Source organism: Salipiger sp. CCB-MM3, from assembly GCF_001687105.1.
In the GTDB taxonomy this organism is placed as follows: Bacteria; Pseudomonadota; Alphaproteobacteria; order Rhodobacterales; family Rhodobacteraceae; genus Salipiger.
In genome coordinates, this window is the sequence record NZ_CP014596.1 from 184185 (window position 1) to 207618 (window position 23434).

21 protein-coding genes are annotated in these 23434 nt (G+C 67.5%); 5 read left to right on the forward strand and 16 right to left on the reverse strand.

Annotation, left to right across the window (positions count from 1 at the left end):
* The first annotated feature begins 77 nt into the window (after positions 1–77).
* From hisS to hisG, 3 genes are read left to right on the forward strand one after another with little or no spacing between them, the layout of a single operon-like run.
* The gene (gene hisS / locus AYJ57_RS14805) at positions 78–1550 is read left to right on the forward strand and encodes a histidine--tRNA ligase (RefSeq protein ID WP_066107600.1); all 1473 of its coding nucleotides are present in this window, start codon (positions 78–80) and stop codon (positions 1548–1550) included.
* Positions 1541–2623: an ATP phosphoribosyltransferase regulatory subunit gene (locus tag AYJ57_RS14810; protein WP_066107603.1), complete on the forward strand. Its 1083-nt coding sequence runs from the start codon at positions 1541–1543 to the stop codon at positions 2621–2623. The genes hisS and AYJ57_RS14810 overlap by 10 nt, the downstream gene beginning before the upstream one ends.
* The gene (gene hisG, locus AYJ57_RS14815; RefSeq protein WP_066107606.1) at positions 2620–3312 is read left to right on the forward strand and encodes an ATP phosphoribosyltransferase; all 693 of its coding nucleotides are present in this window, start codon (positions 2620–2622) and stop codon (positions 3310–3312) included. Before AYJ57_RS14810 ends, hisG begins: the two co-directional genes overlap by 4 nt.
* Positions 3313–3369: 57 nt before the next feature.
* Here hisG and AYJ57_RS14820 read toward each other — a convergent pair whose 3' ends face one another.
* Positions 3370–4302 (reverse strand): AEC family transporter, encoded by a 933-nt coding sequence (locus tag AYJ57_RS14820; RefSeq protein WP_066107609.1) that lies wholly within the window; start codon positions 4300–4302, stop codon positions 3370–3372.
* A 126-nt stretch (positions 4303–4428) separates the two neighbouring features.
* On the reverse strand, positions 4429–5286 hold the full coding sequence (yghU, locus tag AYJ57_RS14825) for a glutathione-dependent disulfide-bond oxidoreductase (RefSeq protein ID WP_066107612.1): 858 nt from the start codon (positions 5284–5286) through the stop codon (positions 4429–4431).
* 221 nt (positions 5287–5507) lie between these two features.
* On the opposite strand from yghU, the gene AYJ57_RS14830 reads away from it, so the two are divergent.
* On the forward strand, positions 5508–7916 hold the full coding sequence (locus AYJ57_RS14830) for a ligase-associated DNA damage response DEXH box helicase (protein WP_066110335.1): 2409 nt from the start codon (positions 5508–5510) through the stop codon (positions 7914–7916).
* Between the two features lie 3 nt (positions 7917–7919).
* On the opposite strand, the gene AYJ57_RS14835 is transcribed toward AYJ57_RS14830, so the two are convergent.
* Positions 7920–8594 carry an SDR family oxidoreductase gene (locus tag AYJ57_RS14835; RefSeq protein WP_066107616.1) on the reverse strand — a complete coding sequence of 225 codons (675 nt, stop codon included), beginning with the start codon at positions 8592–8594 and terminating at the stop codon, positions 7920–7922.
* A 98-nt stretch (positions 8595–8692) separates the two neighbouring features.
* Between AYJ57_RS14835 and pdeM the strand changes: the two genes are divergently transcribed.
* Positions 8693–9355 carry a ligase-associated DNA damage response endonuclease PdeM gene (gene pdeM, locus AYJ57_RS14840; protein ID WP_066110337.1) on the forward strand — a complete coding sequence of 221 codons (663 nt, stop codon included), beginning with the start codon at positions 8693–8695 and terminating at the stop codon, positions 9353–9355.
* Positions 9356–9555: 200 nt separating this feature from the next.
* Here the strand turns inward: pdeM and folD are convergent, their stop codons facing one another.
* From folD to tolQ, 13 genes are all read right to left on the reverse strand, one after another.
* Positions 9556–10458: a bifunctional methylenetetrahydrofolate dehydrogenase/methenyltetrahydrofolate cyclohydrolase FolD gene (gene folD / locus AYJ57_RS14845; protein ID WP_066107618.1), complete on the reverse strand. Its 903-nt coding sequence runs from the start codon at positions 10456–10458 to the stop codon at positions 9556–9558.
* A gap of 5 nt (positions 10459–10463) precedes the next feature.
* Complete coding sequence (locus tag AYJ57_RS14850) at positions 10464–10760, reverse strand: chorismate mutase (protein ID WP_066107621.1); 297 nt, start codon at positions 10758–10760, stop codon at positions 10464–10466.
* A gap of 165 nt (positions 10761–10925) precedes the next feature.
* Entirely contained in the window at positions 10926–12596 is a 1671-nt protein-coding gene (locus AYJ57_RS14855; RefSeq protein ID WP_066107624.1) for a formate--tetrahydrofolate ligase, read from the reverse strand.
* A gap of 95 nt (positions 12597–12691) precedes the next feature.
* Complete coding sequence (locus AYJ57_RS14860; RefSeq protein ID WP_066107626.1) at positions 12692–13291, reverse strand: MOSC domain-containing protein; 600 nt, start codon at positions 13289–13291, stop codon at positions 12692–12694.
* A gap of 117 nt (positions 13292–13408) precedes the next feature.
* Positions 13409–14185 (reverse strand): methyltransferase domain-containing protein, encoded by a 777-nt coding sequence (locus AYJ57_RS14865; RefSeq protein WP_066107630.1) that lies wholly within the window; start codon positions 14183–14185, stop codon positions 13409–13411.
* Positions 14182–16095, reverse strand: a complete 1914-nt coding sequence (gene ftsH, locus AYJ57_RS14870) for an ATP-dependent zinc metalloprotease FtsH (protein WP_066107632.1) — start codon at positions 16093–16095, stop codon at positions 14182–14184. Before ftsH ends, AYJ57_RS14865 begins: the two co-directional genes overlap by 4 nt.
* A 92-nt stretch (positions 16096–16187) precedes the next feature.
* On the reverse strand, positions 16188–17513 hold the full coding sequence (tilS, locus tag AYJ57_RS14875) for a tRNA lysidine(34) synthetase TilS (RefSeq protein ID WP_066110340.1): 1326 nt from the start codon (positions 17511–17513) through the stop codon (positions 16188–16190).
* Between the two features lie 20 nt (positions 17514–17533).
* On the reverse strand, positions 17534–18379 hold the full coding sequence (gene ybgF, locus AYJ57_RS14880; RefSeq protein WP_066107635.1) for a tol-pal system protein YbgF: 846 nt from the start codon (positions 18377–18379) through the stop codon (positions 17534–17536).
* A gap of 11 nt (positions 18380–18390) precedes the next feature.
* On the reverse strand, positions 18391–18921 hold the full coding sequence (gene pal, locus AYJ57_RS14885) for a peptidoglycan-associated lipoprotein Pal (protein ID WP_066107637.1): 531 nt from the start codon (positions 18919–18921) through the stop codon (positions 18391–18393).
* Between the two features lie 168 nt (positions 18922–19089).
* Positions 19090–20424 (reverse strand): Tol-Pal system beta propeller repeat protein TolB, encoded by a 1335-nt coding sequence (tolB, locus tag AYJ57_RS14890; protein WP_066107640.1) that lies wholly within the window; start codon positions 20422–20424, stop codon positions 19090–19092.
* 203 nt (positions 20425–20627) lie between these two features.
* Entirely contained in the window at positions 20628–21866 is a 1239-nt protein-coding gene (locus AYJ57_RS14895; RefSeq protein ID WP_066107643.1) for a cell envelope biogenesis protein TolA, read from the reverse strand.
* A 10-nt stretch (positions 21867–21876) separates the two neighbouring features.
* Positions 21877–22368: a protein TolR gene (tolR, locus tag AYJ57_RS14900; protein ID WP_066107648.1), complete on the reverse strand. Its 492-nt coding sequence runs from the start codon at positions 22366–22368 to the stop codon at positions 21877–21879.
* Between the two features lie 3 nt (positions 22369–22371).
* Entirely contained in the window at positions 22372–23067 is a 696-nt protein-coding gene (tolQ, locus tag AYJ57_RS14905; RefSeq protein ID WP_066107651.1) for a protein TolQ, read from the reverse strand.
* Positions 23068–23434: the final 367 nt, after the last annotated feature.

The following is a 23434-nucleotide window of genomic DNA, read 5'->3' on the forward strand; positions in this document are numbered from 1 at the left end:
AGAGGCGGGGCTTGGCTTGCTCCTCGCGGGCCGAGCGGCTATGGGGAGCGCGCAATCTGGACAGCCGGAGCGAGGCCATGGCCAAGGAAAAGAAAGCCCCCCGCCCCCGGGCGCAAACGCCCAAGGGGTTCCGCGACTATTTCGGCACCGAGGTGACCGAACGCGCAGAAATGCTGCATACGATCGCCGGGGTCTATCATCGCTACGGCTTCGAGGCGCTGGAAAGCTCTGCCGTGGAGACCGTCGAGGCGCTCGGCAAGTTCCTTCCGGATGTGGACCGTCCGAACGAGGGGGTCTTTGCCTGGGAAGACGATGACGACGGCTGGGTGGCGCTGCGCTATGACCTGACCGCGCCGCTGGCACGGGTCTACGCCCAGCACCGCAACGACCTGCCGACCCCCTACCGGCGCTATGCCATGGGGCCGGTCTGGCGCAATGAAAAGCCCGGCCCGGGCCGTTTCCGCCAGTTCTACCAGTGCGATGCGGATACCGTGGGCGCTCCCTCGGTGGCCGCCGACGCCGAGATCTGCGCGATGCTGTCGGACACGCTGGAAGAGGTCGGCATCCCGCGCGGCGACTATCTGGTGCGGGTCAACAACCGCAAGGTTCTGAACGGCGTGCTCGAGACCATGGGCCTGTCGGATGACGCGCAGCAGCAAGCGGTGCTGCGCACCATCGACAAGTTCGACAAGGTCGGCGAGAGCGGCGTGCGCGAGCTTTTGGGCAAGGGGCGTCTTGACGCCTCGGGCGCCTATATCGACGGCGTGGGCCTTTCCGACGATCAGGCGGCACCGGTGCTGGCCTTCCTGACCTCCAAGGGTGCGGACGCGGGTGCGACGCTCGCCAATCTGCGCGCTGCCATTGGCGGCTCGGCCGTGGGCGCCGAAGGTGTCGACGAGCTGGAGCAGATCGCCACGCTGCTGGACGCGGGCGGCTATGGCTCGAGCCGTATCGAGATCGATCCGTCGGTGGTGCGCGGCCTCGGCTATTACACCGGCCCGGTGTTCGAGGCGGAACTGACCTTCGAGATTCTCGACGAGAAGGGCCGCAAGCGGCAGTTCGGCTCGGTCTCGGGCGGCGGGCGTTACGACGATCTGGTCAAACGCTTCACCGGCCAGTCGGTGCCCGCGACGGGCGTGTCGATCGGTGTCGACCGGCTGCTCGCCGCGCTGCGCGCCAAGGGCCGCATTGGCGGCACCGCGCAGGGCCCGGTTGTGGTGACCGTGATGGATAAGGCCCGCATGGCCGACTATCAGGCGATGGTCGCCGAGCTGCGCAACAACGGCATCCGCGCCGAGGTCTACCTCGGCAACCCGAAGAACTTCGGCAACCAGCTCAAATACGCCGACAAGCGCGAATCCCCCGTGGCCGTCATCGAGGGCGGCGACGAGAAAGAGCGCGGCGTGGTGCAGATCAAGGACCTGATCCTCGGCGCGAAGCTGGCACAGAGCGCCAGCCTCGAAGAGTGGAAAGAACGGCCCTCGCAATACGAGGTGCCGCGCGATCAACTGGTCGCCAAGGTGCGCGAGATCCTGAACCAATGGGCGTGAGCATGGCTGCCGAAAAGGCCGAGGCGGAACGGCTGAAGTCGGTCTTCGCCGAGGCCGGGGCGCTGCCGCTCGACTGCGCGATCATGCAATCGGCGGAGACGCTGCTGGATCTCTACGGCGAGGATATCCGCGCCCGCGCCTATGTGACCCACGATCCGAACCGCGGCGAGGTCATGCTGCGCCCCGACTTCACCGTGCCGGTGGTCGAGATGCACATGAGCCACGGCGCCGAGCCCGCGCGCTACACCTACGCCGGGGAGATTTTCCGGCGGCAGGAAGAGCACCCCGAGCGCCCGTCCGAGTATTTTCAGGTGGGCTATGAGGTGTTTGACCGGGGTGATCAGGCGCAGCTCGATGCCGAGGTCTTCGGTCTTTTCGCAGAAGTGCTGCAGCCCTATGCGCTGCGCCCGGTGACCGGCGATATCGGCATTCTTACCGCTGCCGTGGCGGGGCTGCAGACCTCGCAGGCGCGCCGCGACGCGCTGCTGCGGCACATCTGGCGCCCGCGCCGGTTCCGCGCGCTGCTCGACCGGTTCTCGGGCAAGACCCCGGTGCCCGCCCCGCGCGCCGCGATGCTGGCGCAGGCGGACCCGATGGCCAAGGCCGGTCCGGTGATCGGCATGCGCTCCGAGCGCGAGATCGCCGAGCGCATCGCCGCGCTGCGCGCCGATGCCGCCGAACCGCCGCTGCCGCGCGCGCAGGTGGAACTGATCGACGCGGTGCTGGCCGTGCGCGAGACCTGCTCTTTCGCACTCGAGCATCTGCGCGACATCGCCGTGGACATGCCCGCTCTGCTGCCCGCGCTCGAGACCTTCGAGCGCCGTTGCGACGCGCTGTCGGCCCGCGGCGTCGACGTGGCCGAGCTGGACTTCGAAGCCAGCTATGGCCGCAGTTCGATGGAATATTACGACGGGTTCGCCTTCGGCTTCGTCTGCGAGAGCCGTCCCGACCTGCCCCCCATCGCCACCGGCGGGCGTTATGACGCGCTGACCCGGCGGCTTGGCGGCGGTCAGGAGATTCCGGCGGTGGGCGGTGTGATCCGTCCCGGCATCCTTCTGGAGGTGGCGAAATGAGCATCAAGCTTGGCGTGCCCTCCAAGGGCCGACTGATGGAGAAGACCTTCGACTGGTTCGGCGCGCGTGGCGTACAGCTGTCGCGCACCGGCTCCGAGCGGGAATACGCCGGGGCCGTCGAGGGCGTCGACGGCGTGTCGCTGGTGCTGCTCTCGGCCGGGGAAATCCCGCGCGAGCTGGCGGCGGGGCGGATTCACCTCGGCGTCACCGGCACCGACCTCATCCGCGAGAAGCTGGTGCAATGGGATCAGAAGGTCGAGCCGCTGGCCGAACTGGGTTTCGGGCAGGCCGATCTGATCGTCGCCGTGCCCGCAGCTTGGGTCGATGTGGACACGCTCGACGATCTCGACGGCGCCGCCGCCGCCTTCCGCGCGACGCATGGCTTCCGCATGCGCATCGCGACGAAATACCACCGGCTGGTGCGCGACTACCTGCGTATGGGCGGCGTGGCCGATTATCAGCTTGTCGACAGTCAGGGCGCGACCGAGGGCACGGTGAAGAACCTCACCGCCGAGGCTGTCGCCGACATCACCTCGACCGGCGAGACGCTGCGTGCCAACCACCTCAAGGTGCTGGCCGAAGAGCCGGTGCTGCGCTCGCAGGCGACGCTGTTCCGCTCGCGCGCGGCCAAGATGAACGACGCCGACCGCGACGCGCTGCGCACGCTCACGGAGATGCTCGGCGTCTGAGCGGCCTCTGCTCAAAGGGGCCTCGCGGCTACGCTGCGGGGTTTCCTTTGCTCCGCGTTAGACGGCCCCGCAAGCCCAGAGAACCAGCGGCAGGGTCAGCACCGAAAGTAGCGTCTGGCCGGTGATAATCCCGGCCATATAAGGCCCGTCGCCGCCGAGCTGCCGGGTGAGCACATAGGCCGTCGGCGCAGAAGGCACCGCCGAGAAGACCACCAGCACGAGGGCTGACGTGCTTTCGAGCCCGAAGAGCGCGGCCACTGCCACGGCCAGCGCGGGCATGCATAGAAGCCGCAGCAGACTGACGCCCGCAAGCGCCGGCAGGTCTTTGCGCAACGCCTCGGGCTGCAGCGCCGCGCCGACGCAGAGCAGGCCCAGTGGCAGGCTGCCCTGCGCCAGAAGTTTCATGAAAGAGCCGGTGCCGAAGGGCAGCCCAACCCCGCTCAGCGCCACGGCGATGCCCGCAAGGCAGGCGAGGATCAGCGGATTGCGAAAGATCGTCCGCAGCAGCAGCACCGCGCCGCGCCGCCCGCCTGCCCCGCTGCCACTGCCGCTCAGCGCGAGGATCGACAGCACGTTGACCAGAGGAACCGCCAACGCCAGATAGACCGCCGCCAGAGCGCTTGCGCCGCTGGCCCCCACGCTGGCCGCCACGCTGGCAAGGACGGCGACCCCGAGATAGGTATTGAACCGGATGACGCCCTGCAGGCCCGGACCGAAGCGCGCCGCAGGGCTGGGCCGGACGCGCCGCGACAGCGCCATAGCGGCAGAGGCGATCAGGATGGTCGCCAGCGCCGCGCCGCCGAGCCGCAGCACCTGCGGGTCGCGCACCGGCGCGGCGGCGAGGCTGGAGAAGAGCAGCGCCGGGAACAGCAAGAAATAATTGAGCCGCTCGGCGGCGGGCCAGAAGGCGTCGGACGGGAAACCGGAGCGGCGCAGCGCGAAGCCCAGACAGATCAGCGCAAAGATCGGCCAGATGGCGGTAATCAGCATGTCATCCTGTTGCGGTCATCCTGTTCCGGTCATCGTGTTCCGGCCGCACCCATCGAAGGGCAAATCTCTTGGAAGAGATTTGCAAGAGCCTTCGAAGGCTCTTGCAAGGGGTCCGCTGTCAGCGTGTCAGCCCGCGAGCTTGTCCTGCGTGCGCAGATCGAAGTCCGAGGCGTCATGGCGCTCGTGCAGCTGCTCTTCGAGCGGGCCGACGGCCTTGTTGACCATGCGGCCCCGCTGCACTGCCGGGCGGGCGTCGATCTCCTTGGCCCACCGCTGGACGTTGGCATAGCTCTCGACGTCGAGGAATTCCCCGGCGCTATACTGCCGCCCCAGCGCGAGATTGCCGTACCAGCACCAGATCGCGATATCGGCAATGGTGTAGTCATCGCCGCTCATGAACTTGCGGTCCGCGAGGTTGCGGTCCAGCACGTCGAGCTGGCGCTTGGTTTCCATCGCGAAGCGGTTGATCGGATATTCCATCTTCTCGGGTGCATAGGCGTAGAAATGGCCAAAGCCGCCACCCAGATAGGGCGCGCTGCCCATCTGCCAGAACAGCCAGCTGAGCATCTCGGCCCGCACTTCGGGCTTGCCGAGGAAGGCGCCGAATTTTTCCGCCAGATGCAGCAGGATGGCACCGGATTCGAACACCCGCACCGGCGTGACGCCCGAGCGGTCCATCAGCGCGGGAATCTTCGAGTTGGGGTTCACGTCGACAAAGCCCGAGCCGAACTGATCGCCCTCGTTGATGCGGATCAGCCAAGCGTCATATTCGGCGTCATGGCCGGCGGCGAGCAGCTCTTCGAACATCACCCCGACCTTCTGGCCGTTCGGCGTGGCGAGGCTGTAGAGCTGGAACGGATGTTTGCCGACCGGCAGCTCCTTGTCGTGGGTCGCCCCGGCGATCGGGCGGTTGATCGAGGCGAACTGGCCGCCGCTTTCGGCTTCCCAAGTCCACACCTTGGGCGGGGTGTAATGCGCAGTCATGAGAGGGACTCCATGATTTTTGATTGAGCCAGACCCTAGCGGTTTGAACCGGAAAGGCCAGAGATCGACCTGTGCATTGCGGCACAGGCGCCTGTTGATGCTCCGCCGAAGCATCGGGGGCGCTGCCCCCGTCCGCGCCATGCGCGGCCTCCCCCGGGATATTTCCGCCAAGAGGAAGGCGGGACGTTTTTCCTGTGTTCCCGGCGCACTATCTTGGGGGCATGACCTCGCTTCCCGCCTCTCTGTCCAATTGGTTCGACCGCCGCGACTGGCAAATGCACCCGCATCAACGCGCCATGCTGGAGCGCGCCGGGGCGCCTGCGCTGCTGCTTATTGCGCCAACCGGCGGCGGCAAGACGTTGGCGGGCTTCCTGCCGACGCTGGCCGAGCTGACCGAAGCACCGCGCGCCGGGCTGCACACGCTCTATGTCTCGCCGCTGAAGGCTCTGGCGGCGGACATTCGGCGCAACCTGCTGATCCCCATCGAAGAGGCCGGGCTGCCGATCCGGGTCGAGGACCGCACCGGCGACACGCCCTCGTCGCGCAAGCGTCGCCAGCGCGCCGATCCGCCGCATATCCTGCTGACCACACCCGAGAGCCTCGCGCTGCTCACCTCCTATGAGGATGCGCCGCGGATGTTTCAGGGGCTGAGCCGGGTGGTGGTCGACGAGATCCACGCGCTGGCCGAGAGCAAGCGCGGCGACCAGCTGATGCTGGCGCTGGCGCGGCTGCAACGCATGTGCCCGGACCTGCGGCGGGTGGGGCTGTCGGCCACGGTCGAGGACCCCGCCGCCATTGCCCGGCTGCTGGCGCGGCACCCGGACCCCTGCGAGATCGTCGAGGCCGACCCCGGCCCCGAGCCCGACATTTCGATGCTGCAGACCGAGGCGGCCCCACCCTGGTCGGGCGGCGGCGCGGCCTATGCCATCCCGGCGGTGCTGGAGCAGGTGAAGCGGCACCGCACCACGCTCATCTTCCACAACACCCGCGCGCAGGCCGAGATCTTCTTTCACAAGCTCTGGCTGGCCAATGAGGACGCCCTGCCCATCGGCATCCACCACGGCTCGCTCGACCGCGGCCAGCGCGAGAAGGTCGAGGCTGCCATGGTGCGCGGCGATCTGCGCGCCATCGTCTGCACCGGCTCGCTGGATCTGGGCATCGACTGGGGCGACGTCGATCTGGTGATCCAGGTCGGCGCGCCGAAGAACGTCAAGCGGCTGGTACAGCGCATCGGGCGCGCCAACCACCGCTACAACGCCCCCTCCAAGGCGCTGCTGGTGCCCGCCAACCGTTTCGAGGTGGTGGAATGCGTGGCGGCGCTCGAGGCGGTGCGGGCGCGCGACCTCGACGGTGAGAGCCGCGGTCCCGGCCCGCGCGACGTGCTGTGCCAGCACATCCTCATTGCCGCCTGCGCCGCGCCCTTCGAGGCGGATGCGCTCTATGCCGAGATGACCACGGCGGGCGCCTATGCCGGGCTGAGCCGCGCGGAGTTCGACGATTGCCTGCAGTTCTGCGCCACCGGTGGCTACGCTCTGCGCGCCTATGACCAGTGGCAGCGCCTCAAGCAGCGCGAGGACGGGCTGTGGCAGCTGCGCGACCCGCGCTCGGCGGTGCGGATCCGGCAGAACATCGGCACCATTCAGGACACCGACACATTGAAGGTGCGCTACCGCGGGCGCGGCGGCGCGCCGCTGGGCGAGATCGAGGAGGGCTTTGCCGCGCAGCTCACCCGCGGCGATACCTTCCTCATCGGCGGGCAGATCGTGCGCTATGAGGGCCTGCGCGAGATGGTCGTACAGGTCAGCCGCGACGCGCACCGCAAACCCAAGATCGCCACTTTCATGGGCACCAAATTCGCCACCTCCACCCAGCTTTCGGAGCGTATCCTGCGGATGTTCCAGCAAGAGGACTGGCCCGCGCTGCCCCCGCACACCGCCGATTGGCTGCGCCTGCAACGCGATGTCTCGCGCCTGCCGCAGCCGGGGCGCCTGCTCATCGAGAGCTTTCCGCATGACGGGCGCGAGCAATTGGTGGTCTACGGGTTTGCCGGGCGCAACGCGATGCAGACGCTGGGGCTGCTGCTCACCAAGCGGATGGAGGAGGAAGGGCTGGCGCCCATGGGCTTTGTCGCCACCGATTACGCGACGCTGATCTGGGGGCTCGACGAGGTCATCGACCCGGCGCCGCTGTTTGATCTGCAGGCGCTGGAGGCGGGACTCGAAGGCTGGCTGGCCGGCAATGCCGTGATGAAGCGCACCTTCCGCGCCTCGGCCACCATCGCCGGGCTGATCGAGCGCAACATCGGCGGGCAGCGCAAGACCGGCAAGCAGGCGACCATGTCGTCGGACATCCTTTACGACACGCTGGTGAAATACGACCCCGAGCACCTGCTGTTGCAGATCACCCGCGAAGAAGCGATGCGCGGGCTGGTGGATTTCTCGCGCATCCGCGAGATGTGCGCCCGTGTCGAAGGCCGGATTGACCTTGTGCGGCTCGGGCGGCTCTCGCCGCTCTCGGCGCCGCTGTTTCTGGAGCCGGGGCGCGTGCCGATCCGCGGCAGCGCCGACGAGCGGCTTTTGGAGGAAGAAGTGGGCGCACTGCTGCGCGAGAGCGGGCTGGCCGAGATCTGAGGTCTATTCGGCGTAGATCATCTTTTTGGTCATGCCGCCGTCGACGGTGAGCGTCTGGCCGGTAACAAAGCCAGCCTCTGCCAGATAGAGCACCGCGTCCGCAATGTCGCCGGTGCGGCCAACGCGCCCCACGGGATGCTGTGCGTGGTCTTCCTGTGACAGCTCTGTCTCGCCGCTGATCCAGCCCGGCGCGATGGCGTTGACCCGCACCTTCGGCCCCAGCTGAACTGCCAGCGCCTGCGTCAGCCCAATCAGCCCGCCCTTGGCGGCAGCATAGGCGAAATCGCCGCCTTCCGACATCAGCGCGCGGGTCGAGGCCATGATCACGATCGCCCCGCCCTCCGCCATCAGCGGCAGCGCCGCGCGGCTCATCAGGAAGGCACCGGTGAGATGACTGCCTATCATGCCGTTCCACTCCTCCAGCGAGGTGGCGCTCAGATCCATGTCGATGCCGCCGGTGCGCCCGGCGTTGCTGACCAGCAGGTCGAGGCGATCCCAGCCGAGGGCCTCGAAAGCAGCCGTCACCGAAGCCTCGTCCGAGACATCGCAGCGAATGTGACGTGCGGGGCCCGTCTCGGCGAGGTCGAAGCTGGCCACCTCCCAACCCGCCGCGATCAGCGCGTCGCAGATTCCCCTGCCGATGAGGCCCGATCCTCCGGTGACGATGGCGCGGCGCATGGCTCTCTCCTTCTTGTGTCCTGCACGCCAGCTAGGGCGGCGATGGTTCAGGGGCAAGCGTCTTGCGGGGCGCGCGGTGCTCTGGCATGGCAGCGCGCATGACACGGCTCGGTTTCGACTTTCATGGCGCGGCGCTGGAGGCGCTTGGATCGGGGGCGCTTCATTGGCCCGCCGAAGGGCTGCTTGTGGTCTCAGACCTGCACTTCGGCAAATCGGCGCGGCTGGCAGCGCAGGGCGGCGCGCTGATGCCGCCCTACGAGGGGCGCGAGACCCTGCTGCGGCTGGAGCGCGACCTCGATGCCACCGGTGCGCGGCGCGTGGTCTGCCTTGGCGACAGTTTCGACGCGGCGGGGCTCGATCTGGTGCTGCCGGAGGAAGAGCAGCTGTGGATCGCCCGGCTGCAGGCGGGGCGCGAGTGGCTCTGGGTCGAGGGCAACCACGATCCCGGCCCGGTGTCGCTGGGCGGCACGCATCTGGCAGAACTGCGGCTGAACGGGCTGGTGCTGCGGCACATGGCCGAAGATGGCGCGCGTGGAGAGATCTCGGGGCATTACCACCCCAAAGCGCGCATTGCGCTGCGCGGGCGGGTGATCTCGCGGCCTTGTTTCCTGCTCGACGATGCCCGGCTGATCCTACCCGCCTATGGGGCCTATACCGGCGGGCTACGCACCGACAGCGCGGTGCTGTCGGGCATGATGGGCCACGGCGCACAGGCGATCCTGACCGGGCCGAAGCCGGTTCGGCTGCCGATGCCGAGGTAGTGGCAGGCGCAGCACGAGCCGGGCGAGCGCCGGCCCGTGGGGTGGCGCTGCGACCATTGAGGTCAGCGCTTTATCCTCGCCAAATCCGGACGCCATCGTTCCCTTGCGCGAGGATGAAAAAGCGCCAGCCCGCGGGGACGGGCCGGCGCGTGCCCGGCGGCCTTCGGCCTTGTTCCGGGCTCTTCACCTTATTACGAGGCTTACGCCGTCAGCCCCTCGGGCTCGGGCAGGCCGTTGGCGCGGCAGCAGGCGGTCACGGTGTTGGCCAGCAGGCAGGCGATGGTCATCGGGCCGACGCCGCCGGGCACCGGGGTGATCGCACCCGCGACCTCTGCCGCCGAGGCGAACTCGACGTCGCCCACCAGACGGGTCTTGCCCTCGCCCTTCTCGGGCGCGTCGATGCGGTTGATGCCCACGTCGATCACCGTCGCGCCGGGCTTCACCCAGTCGCCGGAGATCATCTCGGGGCGGCCCACGGCGGCGACGAGAATGTCGGCGCGGCGGCAGACCTCGGGCAGATCCTTGGTGCGCGAATGCGCGATGGTCACCGTGCAGCTGTCGCCCAGCAGCAGCTGCGCCATCGGCTTGCCGACGATGTTCGAGCGGCCCACGACCACGGCATTCAGCCCCGACAGCGAGCCCAGCTGATCGCGCAGCATCATCAGGCAGCCGAGCGGCGTGCAGGGCACCATGCTCTTTTGTCCGGTGCCCAGAAGACCGACGTTGGAGATGTGGAAGCCATCCACGTCCTTGGCCGGGTCGATGGCGTTGATCACCAGATCGGAGTTCATGTGCGGCGGCAGCGGCAGCTGCACGAGGATGCCATGCACCGCCGGATCGGCGTTGAGCTTTTCGACCAGCGCCAGCAGGTCGGCTTCCGAAGTATCCTCGGGCAGCTTGTGCTCAAAGCTCTGCATGCCGACCTCAAGGGTCTGCTTGCCCTTGTTGCGCACATAGACCTGACTGGCGGGATCCTCGCCCACCAGCACCACGGCGAGGCCGGGGGTGATGCCATGCGCGTCCTTCAGCCGGGCGACATGGCCCGCGACCTTCTCGCGGACCGTTGCGGCAAAGGCCTTGCCGTCGATGATGGTTGCACTCATGTGGCTCACTCCTGTCCCAGCACCGCTTCCTCGCGGCGGATCGACCATTCCACCAACTCGCGCCAGAGCCTCTCGCTCAGATCCGGGTCGATCCCCTCGGCCTCGGCATTGCGCCGGGCGTTGGCGACGACCTCGTCGACGCGGGCCTTGATCCGGGCGGGCAGTCCCGCGCCGGTCTTGATCTCGGCAGCACGGTCGATGAGGCTCTGACGATGCGCCAAGAGCGCTGTGAGCGCCTTGTCGGTCTCGTCGATCTCGGCGCGCAGCGCCGTCATGTCACCCAAGGTTGCGGGATCGCGCATGGGCGTCTCCTTGCAAGTTTTTCCGTGGCCGTTGCGCCCCCTATGCCGCGATGCGGCGCAAGGATCAACGCACCAGTGCGGCGGATATTGCGCCAATCGCGACAAAGCATGCGCCAATCGGAAACGCGCGGCGCTTTTTCGGCGCCGCGCGGCAGCGGCAGTGGCTCAGAAGAGCCCCTCGACCTCACCCTCTGCGTTGAGGCCGATGCTCTCGGCGGCGGGCACGCGCGGCAGGCCGGGCATGGTCATAATGTCACCGCAGATCGCCACGACAAAGCCCGCCCCGGCCGAGAGCCGCACTTCGCGGACCGGCACCGTGTGCCCCTCGGGCGCGCCGCGCAGGGTCGGATCGGTCGAGAAGGAATATTGCGTCTTGGCCATGCAGACCGGCAGCTCGCCAAAGCCCTGTTCTTCCCAGTCCTTCAGCTGCGCCAGAACCCGTGCATCCGCCGTGACCTCGCCCGCATGGTAGATGCGCTTGGCGACGGTCTCGATCTTCTCCCACAGCGGCAGCTCATCGCCATAGAGCGGGGCGAACTGCGCCGCGTCGCCATCGGCGATATGCGCCACGCGCTCGGCCAACGCGGTGATGCCCGCCGAGCCCTCGGCCCAGTGGCGGCACAGATGCGCTTCTGCGCCGCGCGCCTCGGCGTAGGATTTCACCGCCGCCACTTCATCCTCGCTGTCGCCCGCGAAATGGTTGATCGCCACGACGACCGGCACACCGAACTGGCGCAGGTTCTCGATATGGCGGCCAAGGTTGGCGCAGCCCTTCTTCACCGCGGCCACATCTTCGCTGCCAAGGTCGGCGCGCGCCACGCCGCCGTTCATCTTCAGCGCCCGCACCGTGGCCACCAGCACCACGCAATCGGGGTGAAGCCCGGCCTTGCGGCACTTGATGTCAAAGAACTTCTCGGCCCCCAGATCAGCGCCAAAGCCCGCCTCGGTCACCACGTAGTCGGCCAGCCGCAGCGCGGTCTTGGTGGCGATCACCGAGTTGCAGCCATGGGCGATATTGGCGAAGGGCCCGCCATGCACGAAGGCAGGCGTGTGTTCCAGCGTCTGCACGAGGTTGGGCTGCATCGCGTCTTTCAGCAGCACCGTCATTGCGCCATCGGCCTTCAGATCGCGCGCCAGCACCGGGGTCTTGTCGCGGCGATAGGCGACGATCATCCGGCCAAGGCGATCCTGCAGGTCGGTAAGATTGTCGGCAAGGCACAGGCAGGCCATGATCTCGGAGGCGACGGTGATGTCAAAGCCGCCCTGACGCGGGAAGCCGTTGGGCGCGCCGCCAAGGCCGGTCACCACGTCGCGCAGCGCCCGGTCGTTGACGTCGAGCACCCGGCGCCAGACCACGCGGCGCAGGTCGATCTCGAGCGCGTTGCCCCAGTGCACATGGTTGTCGATCATCGCCGACAGCAGGTTGTGCGCCGCCGTGATGGCGTGGAAGTCGCCGGTGAAATGAAGGTTCATCTCCTCCATCGGCACCACCTGCGCGTGACCGCCACCAGCCGCCCCGCCCTTCATCCCGAAGTTCGGCCCGAGCGAGGCCTCGCGGATGCAGATCGCCGCCTTCTTGCCAATCGCCTGCAGCCCGTCACCAAGACCGACGGTGGTGGTTGTCTTGCCCTCGCCCGCCGGGGTCGGGTTGATCGCCGTGACGAGGATCAGCCGACCGCGCTTGCGCTCGCCCAGCCCCTCGATGAAGCTGGCCGAGACCTTCGCCTTATCATGGCCATAGGGGATGAGGTCGGCCCCGGTGATGCCGAGCTTTTCGCCGATCTCTTGGATCGGGCGTTTCTGCGCGGCGCGGGCGATTTCGATGTCGGTGGTCATGGCGGGGCCTTCCTGCGGAGTGGTCTCGTGCCCCGTCCATAGCCGCTCTGGCGCGCGTGGTCACGCGCGAAGCGTTCGACCTCTGCGTGAAGCGCTCAGCCCTTGCGCGCCGCGTCGAGATGCGCCCAGACCGGCTGGTCGGGGATATGCAGCGTCAGCGTGTCCCCGATCGAGAGCGTGCCCGGACGCTCGACCCAGGCGGTCACCCCACGCTTGCCCTTGGCGGCGGATTTGAACGCCTTGCCGTGGCCCTTGTGCTCGGCCTCGATCTCGCGCGCGGGCAGATTGCAGGGGCGGTTTTCCATGTCGATCACCAGCGTCGCACCATCCGGCCCCTGCAGGCGCGAGGACGGCGGGATGTGGCTGAAATCGGGGATGCCTTCGAGGATCAGCGTCGCCCCTGCGAGCACCGGGTCGATGGCCTCGAGATCCAGCGTCGCGGCGATCTCGGCGAGGTCTTCGGCGGCGACGATGCTGAGTTGCCGGGCGTTGGCGATCTCGGTGCCGCGCTTGTGCTGCGACGTCACCCGCGAGCAGGACGGGCGCGTCAGACCGGCATGGCGCTCGTCTTGGGGCCCGGCCCAATCCAGTTCGATCGACTCGACGGGGACGGACCGGATGCTGTCGCCTTCGACCGGCACACGGCCAAGCCAAGTGATACGGGCAGAGAACTGGGTGGGCTTGAGCGCGGGCATGAGAGGGGTCCTTGGACAGCTTACGTTACGGCGCCAAGTTGGGCCACAGATAGGCGGCAAGGTCGAGGGGGTATCGGACCCGGTTCCTGCGCATTCGCCGCCGGACCCGGACCGCTGTCAGATCGTGACGGTGAAGAACAGCCGCCGGAACGGGAACAGCGCGCCGCCGCTCTCGTCCACCGGGTACACCGTACGGATCACCGCCTCATAGGCCGCGATCAAGTCGGTCCGCTCGGCCTCGGTCAACGGCTCCAGCACCGGGCGGGCAAACGTGGCTTGGGTGAAATGGCGCACCGGATGGCCGTTCTCCTGCGGGGCGAGATACTGATAGTACTCGGTTTCCCAAAGCGCGGTCTCGCCCTGCGGTGCCAGCAGCGCGTGATACTCTGCCGGGCGCAGGATGCCGGGGATCGTGGCGGGATCGACACGGCCCGGATAGCGTTCCTCGACCAGAGCCAGCCACATGCGGTGCGAGGGCGCATCGTTCTGCGCCGGGACCTGCACCGCCAGCGTGCCGCCGGGGGCCAGCATGGCCAGCAGGCGCGGCAGCAGGATGTCGTGGCCATGGGTCCAATGCAGCGCCGCGTTGGAAAAGATCAGCGCGGGCGGGCTTTCGGCCTGCCATGCCGAGATGTCGGCCTGATGCAGCGCGTCGTAGCAATCGGTGGCGCGCGCCTTGTACAGCATCGCGGGGCTGAGATCGACCCCTTCGAGCCTCCGGCCCAGCTGCGCTAGTGCGGGACCGACATCCCCGGCGCCGCAGCCGAGGTCCACCACCGGCCCCTCGGGCAGCGCCGGCAGCGCGCGCAGCAGATCGAGCGCGGGGCGCAAACGATGACCCCGGAACCTGTGATAGGTCCCGGGGTCCCAGTCTTTATGACCGTCTTGGCTCATGCAGAGGGTTCGGGCTCCATCCCACCCTCGTCCGTCGGCTTAGCCTTCGGCTTGGTCTTGGGGATGGCCGTGACGCTCGGGGTGTCGTCCGATCCGTCATCCTCGCCGCCCGATGCGTTCGGCGGCTCGCCCTTCATCACGCGCTTGATCTCGTCGCCGGTGAGCGTCTCATACTCAAGCAGGCCCTGCGCCAGACGCTCCCATTCCTCGTTCTTCTCGGTGAGGATCTGGTAGGCGCGCTCATAGGCGATCTGGATGAAGTTGCGGACCTCTTCCTCGATCAGCTCTTTGGTATGCGCCGAGACCGACAGGCCAGCGGTGTTGCCCTGATAGCCCTCATGCGCCTCGGAGTAATCGATATTGCCGATCTTGTCCGACATGCCCCAGCGCAGCACCATGGCGCGTGCCAGCGCCGACGCCTGCTGGATGTCGCCCGCCGGGCCGTTCGAGACGTTGGGCTCGCCGTATTTGATGATCTCGGCAGCCTTACCAGCCATGGTCATCGCGAGCTTTTCCTCGCATTCCGACTTGTGCCAGTTCAGACGGTCGATCTCGGGCAGCGAGACCACCATGCCGAGCGCCCCGCCGCGCGGGATGATCGTCGCCTTGTAGACGGGATCGCACTGCGGCAGCGACAGGCCGACGACGGCGTGACCGGCCTCGTGGTAGGCGGTCTTCTCCTTCTGATCCGCGGTCAGGACCATCGACCGGCGCTCGGCGCCCATCATGACCTTGTCCTTGGCGTTCTCGAAGTCTTCCATCGTCACGAACCGGCGGCCAACGCGGGCGGCCATCAGCGCCGCCTCGTTCACGAGGTTCGCCAGATCCGCGCCCGAAAAACCGGGGGTGCCGCGCGCGATGATGCGCAGATCGACATCCGGGCCAAGCGGAGTCTTGCGGGCGTGCACGCCGAGGATCTTCTCGCGGCCCTTGATGTCGGGGTTGCCCACCATGACCTGACGGTCGAAGCGGCCCGGACGCAGCAGCGCGGGGTCAAGCACGTCGCGGCGGTTGGTGGCGGCGATGATGATCACGCCTTCGTTGGCCTCGAAACCGTCCATCTCGACCAGCAGCTGGTTGAGGGTCTGTTCGCGCTCGTCGTTGCCACCGCCGTAGCCCGAGCCACGGTTGCGGCCCACGGCGTCGATCTCGTCGATGAAGACGATACAGGGGGCATTCTTCTTGGCCTGCTCGAACATGTCGCGCACGCGGGACGCGCCGACACCGACGAACATTTCCACAAAGTCCGAGCCCGAAATGGTGAAGAAGGGCACGCCCGCCTCGCCTGCGATGGCGCGCGCCAGCAACGTTTTACCGGTGCCCGGAGGGCCCACTAGCAGAGCGCCTTTGGGGATCTTGCCGCCGAGGCGCGAGAACTTCTGCGGGTTGCGCAGGAATTCCACGATCTCTTCGAGTTCTTCCTTGGCCTCATCGATGCCCGCCACGTCGTCAAAGGTGACGCGGCCATGCTTTTCGGTCAGCAGCTTGGCCTTGGACTTGCCAAAGCCCATGGCGCCGCCTTTGCCGCCGCCCTGCATGCGGTTCATGAAATAGATCCACACGCCGATCAGCAGCAGGAAGGGCAGAAGGCTGAGCAGGAACGCTTGGAAGCCCGATTGCTCCTGCGGCTCTGCGCGCACGGTGACGCCCTTATCGATCAGCGTATCGGTGACCCGGGCATCCTCGGGCTTGACGGTGACGTAATCCTGTCCGTCGTTGCCGCGGTAGCGGATCTGCTCGCCGTCGATGGTGACGGTGCTGACGGATTGAGAATCGACCGCCTCCATGAAATCCGAGTAGCTGATTTCCCGGCTCTGCAGCGTGCTCCCGCCTCCGGAGAAGAGGTTGAAGAGCGCCAGAATCAACAGGAAAAGAACGACCCAGAAGGCGATATTTCGTGCGTTGCCCAAGGACGGCCTCCTAAAATGACGTATCTCGCGCTTCTCGCGAAGACGCGATGTGTGCCTAACATAAGGGCTGAGCCAGCCGGTTCAATGCGATTTCACCCGGTTTGCGGGCCGGATTGCAGGAATGCCGCGAAGCTCAGGCCCTTGCGACCGGAGCGGCAGAGCTCAAAGACGGGTGCGGCGCTCCCCGAAAGCGCCACCGCATCACAGGCCACCAGCCGCGCACCGTCGAAAAGCGCCGGTGCCGAGCGGGCGGCGTGATAGGGCACCGGCGGCGGCGCGGTGCGGTCACGCTGCGCCCAGCCGTCGTCGCCAAGCGCGCGCAACTCGGTGCCCTTCCCCGCGTCCTGCCCCGCGTTGAGGCAGAGCCGCCAGCGGCCATCCCAGAGCGCATTTTGGGTGGCGGCGCAGACAGTCTCACGCACAGCATCATACTCGCGAAAGATCGCGACCCGCCCGCGCTCGATGCGCAGCTCGCAGCCATGCAGCGTGCCGCCGCCCCCGCCAAGCAGCCGGTCGAGCAGAGCCTCGAGCGGCGCCTCGCGCGGGCGGTACTCTGCGCCCGAGACGAACTGCAGCGCGGCGGAGAGCAGCCGCAACTGGGTGTCACGCTCGATGGTCTGGAAGGCGGATTGATCGAACAGCAGATCGCCCACGCGCTCGGGAGGCGTGGCAACGGCGATCTCTTTCCAGACCTGCAGCGCGCGCGCGCGCAGCGCCTCGCCCGCCCGCGCCATGCGCTTCGCGGCGGCTGTCAGGTCGGGGCCGGAGAGCTCACCTTCCGCCTCGAGCCGGGCGATCAGCTTGCGGGCGCGCACCCGGTCATAGCTGTCATCCTCGTTCGAAGGATCGTCTGCCCATGTGCCCTTGAGCACGCGAAGGTAGTGGCGCAACTCCTCGCGGCGCATGTCGAGGCAGGGCCGAATGATGCGCATGGGCCGGGTCTCGCCCGGTTCAAAGACCTCGCGCACCGGCTGCATCGCCGACAGCCCCTCGACCCCGGCACCGCGGGCAAGGCGCATCAGGAAAGTCTCGGCCATGTCGTCCGCGGTATGCGCCATGAGCACGTCGCGAATATCGCCGCGCCAGCCGCCAATCAGCGACAGACGCGCGCGCCGCGCCGCATCCATCAGGTTGCCCTGCCCGTCCCAGTTCCAGCGAAGGGTGCTGTGCGGCCAGCCCAGTTCGGCGCAGGTCTGCGCGACCATGCGTGCCTCGTCCGCCGCCTCGGGCCGCAACCCGTGATCGACGGTGACCACATGCAGGCGAACGCCCCAGACATGGGTCCAGTTGTGCGCCAGCGTGAGCATCGCCATGCTGTCGCCGCCGCCAGAGACGGCCAGCGCGATATCGGAAGGGAAGTCAGGCCCCAGCGCCGCGCCCATGGCATCGGCAAAGCGCTGGTCCAGAGTTGGCGTCACCGCGGTCACTCCCGGCTGCTTCACTGGCAGCCGAGACGGTCCATTTCGGTCTGCGCCTTGGCGACGGCCGCATTGCCCGGATAGCGGGTGGCCACCTCGCCCAGCGTCACGCAGGCCTCATTGGTGCTGCCAAGCTGCCCAAGCGCCGCGCCAAGCCGCCACAGCGCATCGGGGGCCACCTCGCTTTCGGGGTAGTTGGCGTAGGCGCCGAGGAAGCGCCGCGCGGCCTCGCGCGTGTCACCTGCCTCGCTCAGGGCCCGGCCCTCGCCGAGATAGCTTGCCGCCTCTAGCGGAGAACCCGGGTAGGTCTGGCGGAAGGACGCAAACTCACTCGCGGCGGATTGAAAGTCACCGTTGGCGAGCGCCTCCTGGGCTCGCCGGAAATCGGTTTCTTCGCCAACTGCCAGCTCGGCCCCGTCCGACGGCAGCGCGTCCCCGCCAGAGGAAGCGCTCTGCGACGGCGCGGGCGCAGGCGTGCCCGAGGTCGCCGGCTGATCGCCGCCAAGCGGGCGTGTCTGGCCGATGTTGCCGATGTCGCAGCCCGGTTCGATCTCGCAGATGCGGAACTCCAGATCGCCGATCCGGTTGGTGCCGTCGCTGACGACGCTGTCGATCCGGTGGCTCAGCTCTTCGGTGCGTGCGGTGAGCCGGGTCAGTTCGGCCTCGATCGCGTTGACCCGATCAAGCGTGCTGCCGCCAACATTGGCCGTGCCAATGCCGGTGGTGTTGAGCTCTTGCTTCAGCTTCTTGAGCTGACTGTCGAGCATAACAAGCTCCTGGCGGAGGTCCGCCAGGGTCTCACTCTGCTGGGCCTGCGCGCCGCTCGCGATCAGGCCCAGACATAGGGCAATGCCGGTCAGACGCATCAGGCCCTCCTTCAGCTCGTCATGCCCATGGAGATCACCGTCACCGCGCGGCGGTTCTTGGCGTAGCAGGCTTCTTCCGAACAAATCTCGACCGGACGCTCCTTGCCGTAGGAAATCTGGCGCAGGCGGGTCGGTGCCACACCCTTGGAGATCAGATATTCCATCACGGCGTTGGCGCGGCGCGCACCAAGCGCGATGTTATACTCGCGGGTGCCCTGCTCGTCGGCGTGGCCTTCGATCACCGCGAGGTAATCGGAGTTGGTCATCAGCCATTGCGCCTGCGCGTCGAGCGTGGCCTGCGCCTGTGCCGAAAGCGTCGACTGATCGACGGCGAAGAGCACGCGGTCGCCGATCGCCTGATTGAAGTAGGCCGAGGAGGTCGGGTCGTTCGCCGAGCCCGGCACCATGCCGCCATTGGCGCCCGCGCCATAACCCGCGCCGGCACCGGCGCCATAGGCACCTTCGTTGAAACGGTCGGGGTTGGTGCAGGCAGCAAGGCCAAGACCGGCCACCAGCATCAGAACCTTCGGAAGATATGTCATTGGATCACTGTCCTGCTCGTTTGTTTGCCGCAAGGCTATCACAGCGCGAAAGTCTTGGGAACGTGGCGTCTCTGAGCGCGGATAACCCTTTTGAGAGAATTGTTTCCGGCGCATTGGGACGCAAAGCGAAGGGCGCGCTCCGGCGGAGCGCACCCATTTGTCCTGCCGTTACTGCAGCGGCCCCCAGCTCGGGTCAGAGGCCCCGTCAGGCGTGCGCACCCGCTTGAGGTTCCGGCCCGAGATGTCGACCGTGTAGAGCGAGCTTGCGCCCTGCGCGCCCTGCGTCTCACGGGCGAACATCAGCACCCGGCCATTCGGTGCCCAGCTCGGGCCCTCGTCGAGGAAAGAGGCCGTGAGCAGCCGCTCTTCCGAGCCGTCCGTGCGCATCACCCCGATGTGGAAGCGCCCGGCGTTCTGCTTGGTGAAGGCGATGAGATCGCCGCGCGGCGACCAGACCGGCGTGCCATAGCGGCCCTGACCAAAGCTGATGCGGGTCGGCTCGCCGCCGCTCACCGGCATGACATAGAGCTGCTGGCTGCCCGAACGGTCGCTTTCGAAGACGATCTTGCTGCCGTCGGGCGAGAAGCTGGCGCCGGTCTCGATCGAGGGCGCGGTGGTCAACTGCCGGGTCTGGCCGGAGTTGATGTCCATCGCGTAGATGTCGGTGTTGGAGCCGCGGGTCATCGAATAGAGCAGTTGCGAGCCATCAGGCGAGAAGCGCGGCGCAAAGCTCATCACCCCGTCCGAGGTCGGCAGGATGCGGCTTTGCACAGAGCCCACGTCGAGCACATGGATGCGCGGCTCGCCGGTCTCATAGCTGGTGTAAAGCACCCGGTCGCCGTTCGGCGAGAAGCGCGGCGCGATGACGATCGAGCGGCTGTCGGTCAGATACTGCACATTGGCGCCGTCGTAATCCATCACCGCGAGGCGTTTGGCGCGCTCATCCTTCGGCCCGCTCTCCGAGACATAGACCACGCGGCTGTCGAAATAGCCGCTCTCGCCGGTGATGCGCGAATAGACCTGATCGGCGACCTTATGCGCCAGCCGCCGCCAGCCATCGGTGGTGGCCGAGAACTGCATGCCGTCGCCAAGTTCGGTACCCGCAAAAACATCCCAAGCCCGGAACTTCACGGTGAGCCGCCCTGCCCCGTCAGAGCTGACGGCGCCGGTGATCAGCGCCTGCGCGTTGATCGCCTTCCAGTCCGAAAATTGCACCGGGCTGGAGAAATTCGACACGCGGCTGATATGCGCATCGCGCGGAATTTCGCGGAAGAGGCCGGTGCCGCTGAGGTCTTCGGCGATCACCCGGCTGATCTGCTGCGCATACTCCGCCGCGTTGCCACCCTCGGCGACGAAATCGGGCACCGCATAGGGCAGCGGTTCGATCACGCCCTCGGTGATCTCGATGCGCAAAGGGCCATCCTGCGCCAGCGCCGGTGCCGCAACGCCCACCGCCGTCCCGGCGGTGCCGAGGGCAAGGATCAGGGCCAGAATTCTTGTCATGCTCGTAGTCTCCTTCCCGGTCGCCGTGCCGCGCCGCGGATTACCTGCCAGTTTGCCTGCTTTTGGTCGTCCTCGGGGCGAACATAGCGCGGGACCCCGCCCCGGACAAAGAGCCGTGTCATGCGGCCCAAGTCGGCCCGTATGCTGACCTGTGTGCCAGGCTGTGCGTCGACCTGAATGCAGGCGCTTGCCGAAATGCCCCATCACCGCTGCCTCATCTGCTCGGGATTGAAGGTCATTTCGATGGTCTTCCACTGGTCGTATTTGTCGGCAGGCAGCGAATAGCCGTCCCCCTGACAGCGCAGAATGGCGCGCCGCGCGTTCTGGAACGCGGTCTCTGCCGCGGAGGCATCGCCGCCCGACGAGCCCAGCATCTTCAGGCTCGACGAGACCACGCGGCCCGAAGCGTCCATATCCATACCGACGGTCACGGTCACATTCGCCGCCTGACTGCCGACATCCACGACCCAGCACTTTTGTACAGCCACACGCAACGAGTCGCGCTCGCCCTGCGTCAGCGGCGGCCCCGAAGGACCACTCTGCTGCGCCGCGCCGCCACCGCCGCCGGCAAGCGCCTGCGCGATGGCATCGGCCACGGCATCGTCCGCGCTGTCCTGCGCTGGCGGCGTTTCCTTTGGCGGCTCGGGCTTGCGCTCGGCGGTTTCGGTGCGCGGCTGCTCTGCCGGTTTCTCCGGTTTGGGCGCGGGCTCCGGTTCCGGCTGCGGCTCGGGGCGCTGCGCGAGCTTGGTCGGACGGGTCAGCGGGCGGCGCGAGGCGTCGGGCGCGAGCACCGGCGCATCGGGCACCGGCTCTGCCGCCGCGGCGGGTTCCTCGGCCTCGGTGACGATCTCGGTCGCGGTTTCCTCGGGCGCCGTCGCCTCCTGCTCTTCCTCGGCCACCTGCGGTGCCTCGGCATCGGGCTCGGCGGCCTGCTGCACCTCTTCGGCCACCTGCGTGTCGGGCTCGGGCGGGGCGACGGGTTCGGGCGCCACGCGCGGCGCCGGGCGCGGCACCGGGCGGTCGGCCACCTCGGGCGCAAGCACCGGCGGCGGCGCAACGGCCTCGGGCGTCGGCGGCGAGATCGGCTCGGTGGGATCGGGCGGGGTCACCTGCGCAGGCGGTGCCACCGGCTCGGGGGTGGTTTCCGGTGCCGGTTCGGGCGCGGGCTGCGGCGGCTCGGGGCTCGGCGCGGGTTCCGGCTCGGCGGGCGCGGGGGCCGGCTCGGGCTCGGGTTCCGGAGCGGGCGCGGGCGGGGCATCGACCTCCTGCGCAGTCTCTGGCGATTGCGCGGCACGGGTCATCGCGGCGAACTCGGCTTCCGAGATCACCGTCACCGCCGAGGTCTCGACCTGCGGCGGATCGGGGCGGAACACATTGCCGAAGATCGCCCAGAGGATCACGGCAAGGTGCAGACCGCCCGAAATATAGAGGCTCTTGCGCAAGGGCGCTCCCTCAGTTGCCAGACAGTCCGGCCGCGCCATCGAGCGCCGGGCCGCCGGTGTCGGTGACCAGACCGATCGACGAGAACCCGCCACGGTTCAGCGCGCCCATCACCTTGGCCACGGTGTCATAGGGCACCGAGCCGTCGGCGCGCAGGAAGATGCGGTCGTCACTGCGTTCCTCGGCGATGGCCCGCAGGCGCGGCGTCAGCTCGTCCATCGCCACCTCGGTGGTCTGGATCATCACCATGCCATCGGCGGCAATGGTGACGGTGAGCGGCTCCTCGGCCTCGTTCGGCAGCGCGGTCGCGGCGGTTTTCGGCAGTTCCACGGGCACGCCCACGGTGAGCAGCGGGGCCGCGACCATGAAGATGATCAGCAGCACCAGCATCACGTCCACCATCGGCGTGACATTGATCTCGGCCATGGGCTGGCCGCCGCCACCAGAGCGGCGCCGCCTGCGGCGACCGCCGCCGCCTCCCTTTTTCATCACGCCTCCGGCCATGGCTCAGGCGTCCAGCTGGCGCGACAGGATGGTGGAGAACTCATCGGCAAAAGCCTCATAGCCCGCGATCACGCGGTCCGAGTCTGCCGAGAGCTTGTTGTAGAAGATCACCGCCGGGATGGCCGCGACGAGGCCGAGCGCCGTGGCAAAGAGCGCCTCGGCGATCCCCGGAGCCACGACCACCAGCGAGGTGTCCTGCTGCGCGGCGATCTCGATGAAGGCATGCATGATGCCCCAGACCGTGCCGAAAAGACCGACGAAGGGCGCCGCCGAGGCGACCGTGGCCAGCACTGGCAGTCCGCGCTGCAGCGCCTCGGCCTCTTTCTGGATCGCCACATCCATCGAACGGTCGATGCGCGCGCTGGCGTTGGCGATCATGCCGCCGTCGCCGCGATGCGAACGGCGCCATTCGGTCATGCCTGCGGCAAAGACCCGCTGCGCGCGTCCGCGCGGCTCGGGGCCGATCTGGTCAAACAGCTCGTCCAGCGGCTCGCCGGACCAGAACGCGCGGTCGAAGACAGCGGCTTCGCGGCGGGCGCGCCGATAGGCGACGAGTTTCTCGAAAATGATCGCCCAAGCCCAGACCGAAGCGAGGATCAGCATCAGCATCACCAGCTTAACGGTCAGTGTGGCGCGGGCAAAGAGCCCCCACATGGAGAAATCGATCTCCTGCGCGAGCGCGAGGGTATTTGCGTCCATAAGCCTGCTCTTCCTCATGGGCTATGAAATGGCCTCTGTGCCGAGGCTCTGATTATCGGTCTACATAGCCGATTTGCAGCGCCGACACCAACACAATGGCGTCATTTTGGTGTCAGGGCGCCGCATTTCCCGCAGGAAATCGCCGATTTCCGTAGCGGCATGCAGGGCATTACGCGCAAGACGAAGGTGGTTCCGAAATCGCCACCGCCGCACTCCTTGCTAGAAGCCTTGGCGAATGGATGTTCGTTGCAACATCCTCGACCGCGCTGCAGCGGGGATAAAGACTTTCCGCGAACCGATCTCGTGCACAAGGACACTTACTTATAATGGATCTGGCACTGGCTGTTCTCCGAGCATGGGCTGCCGG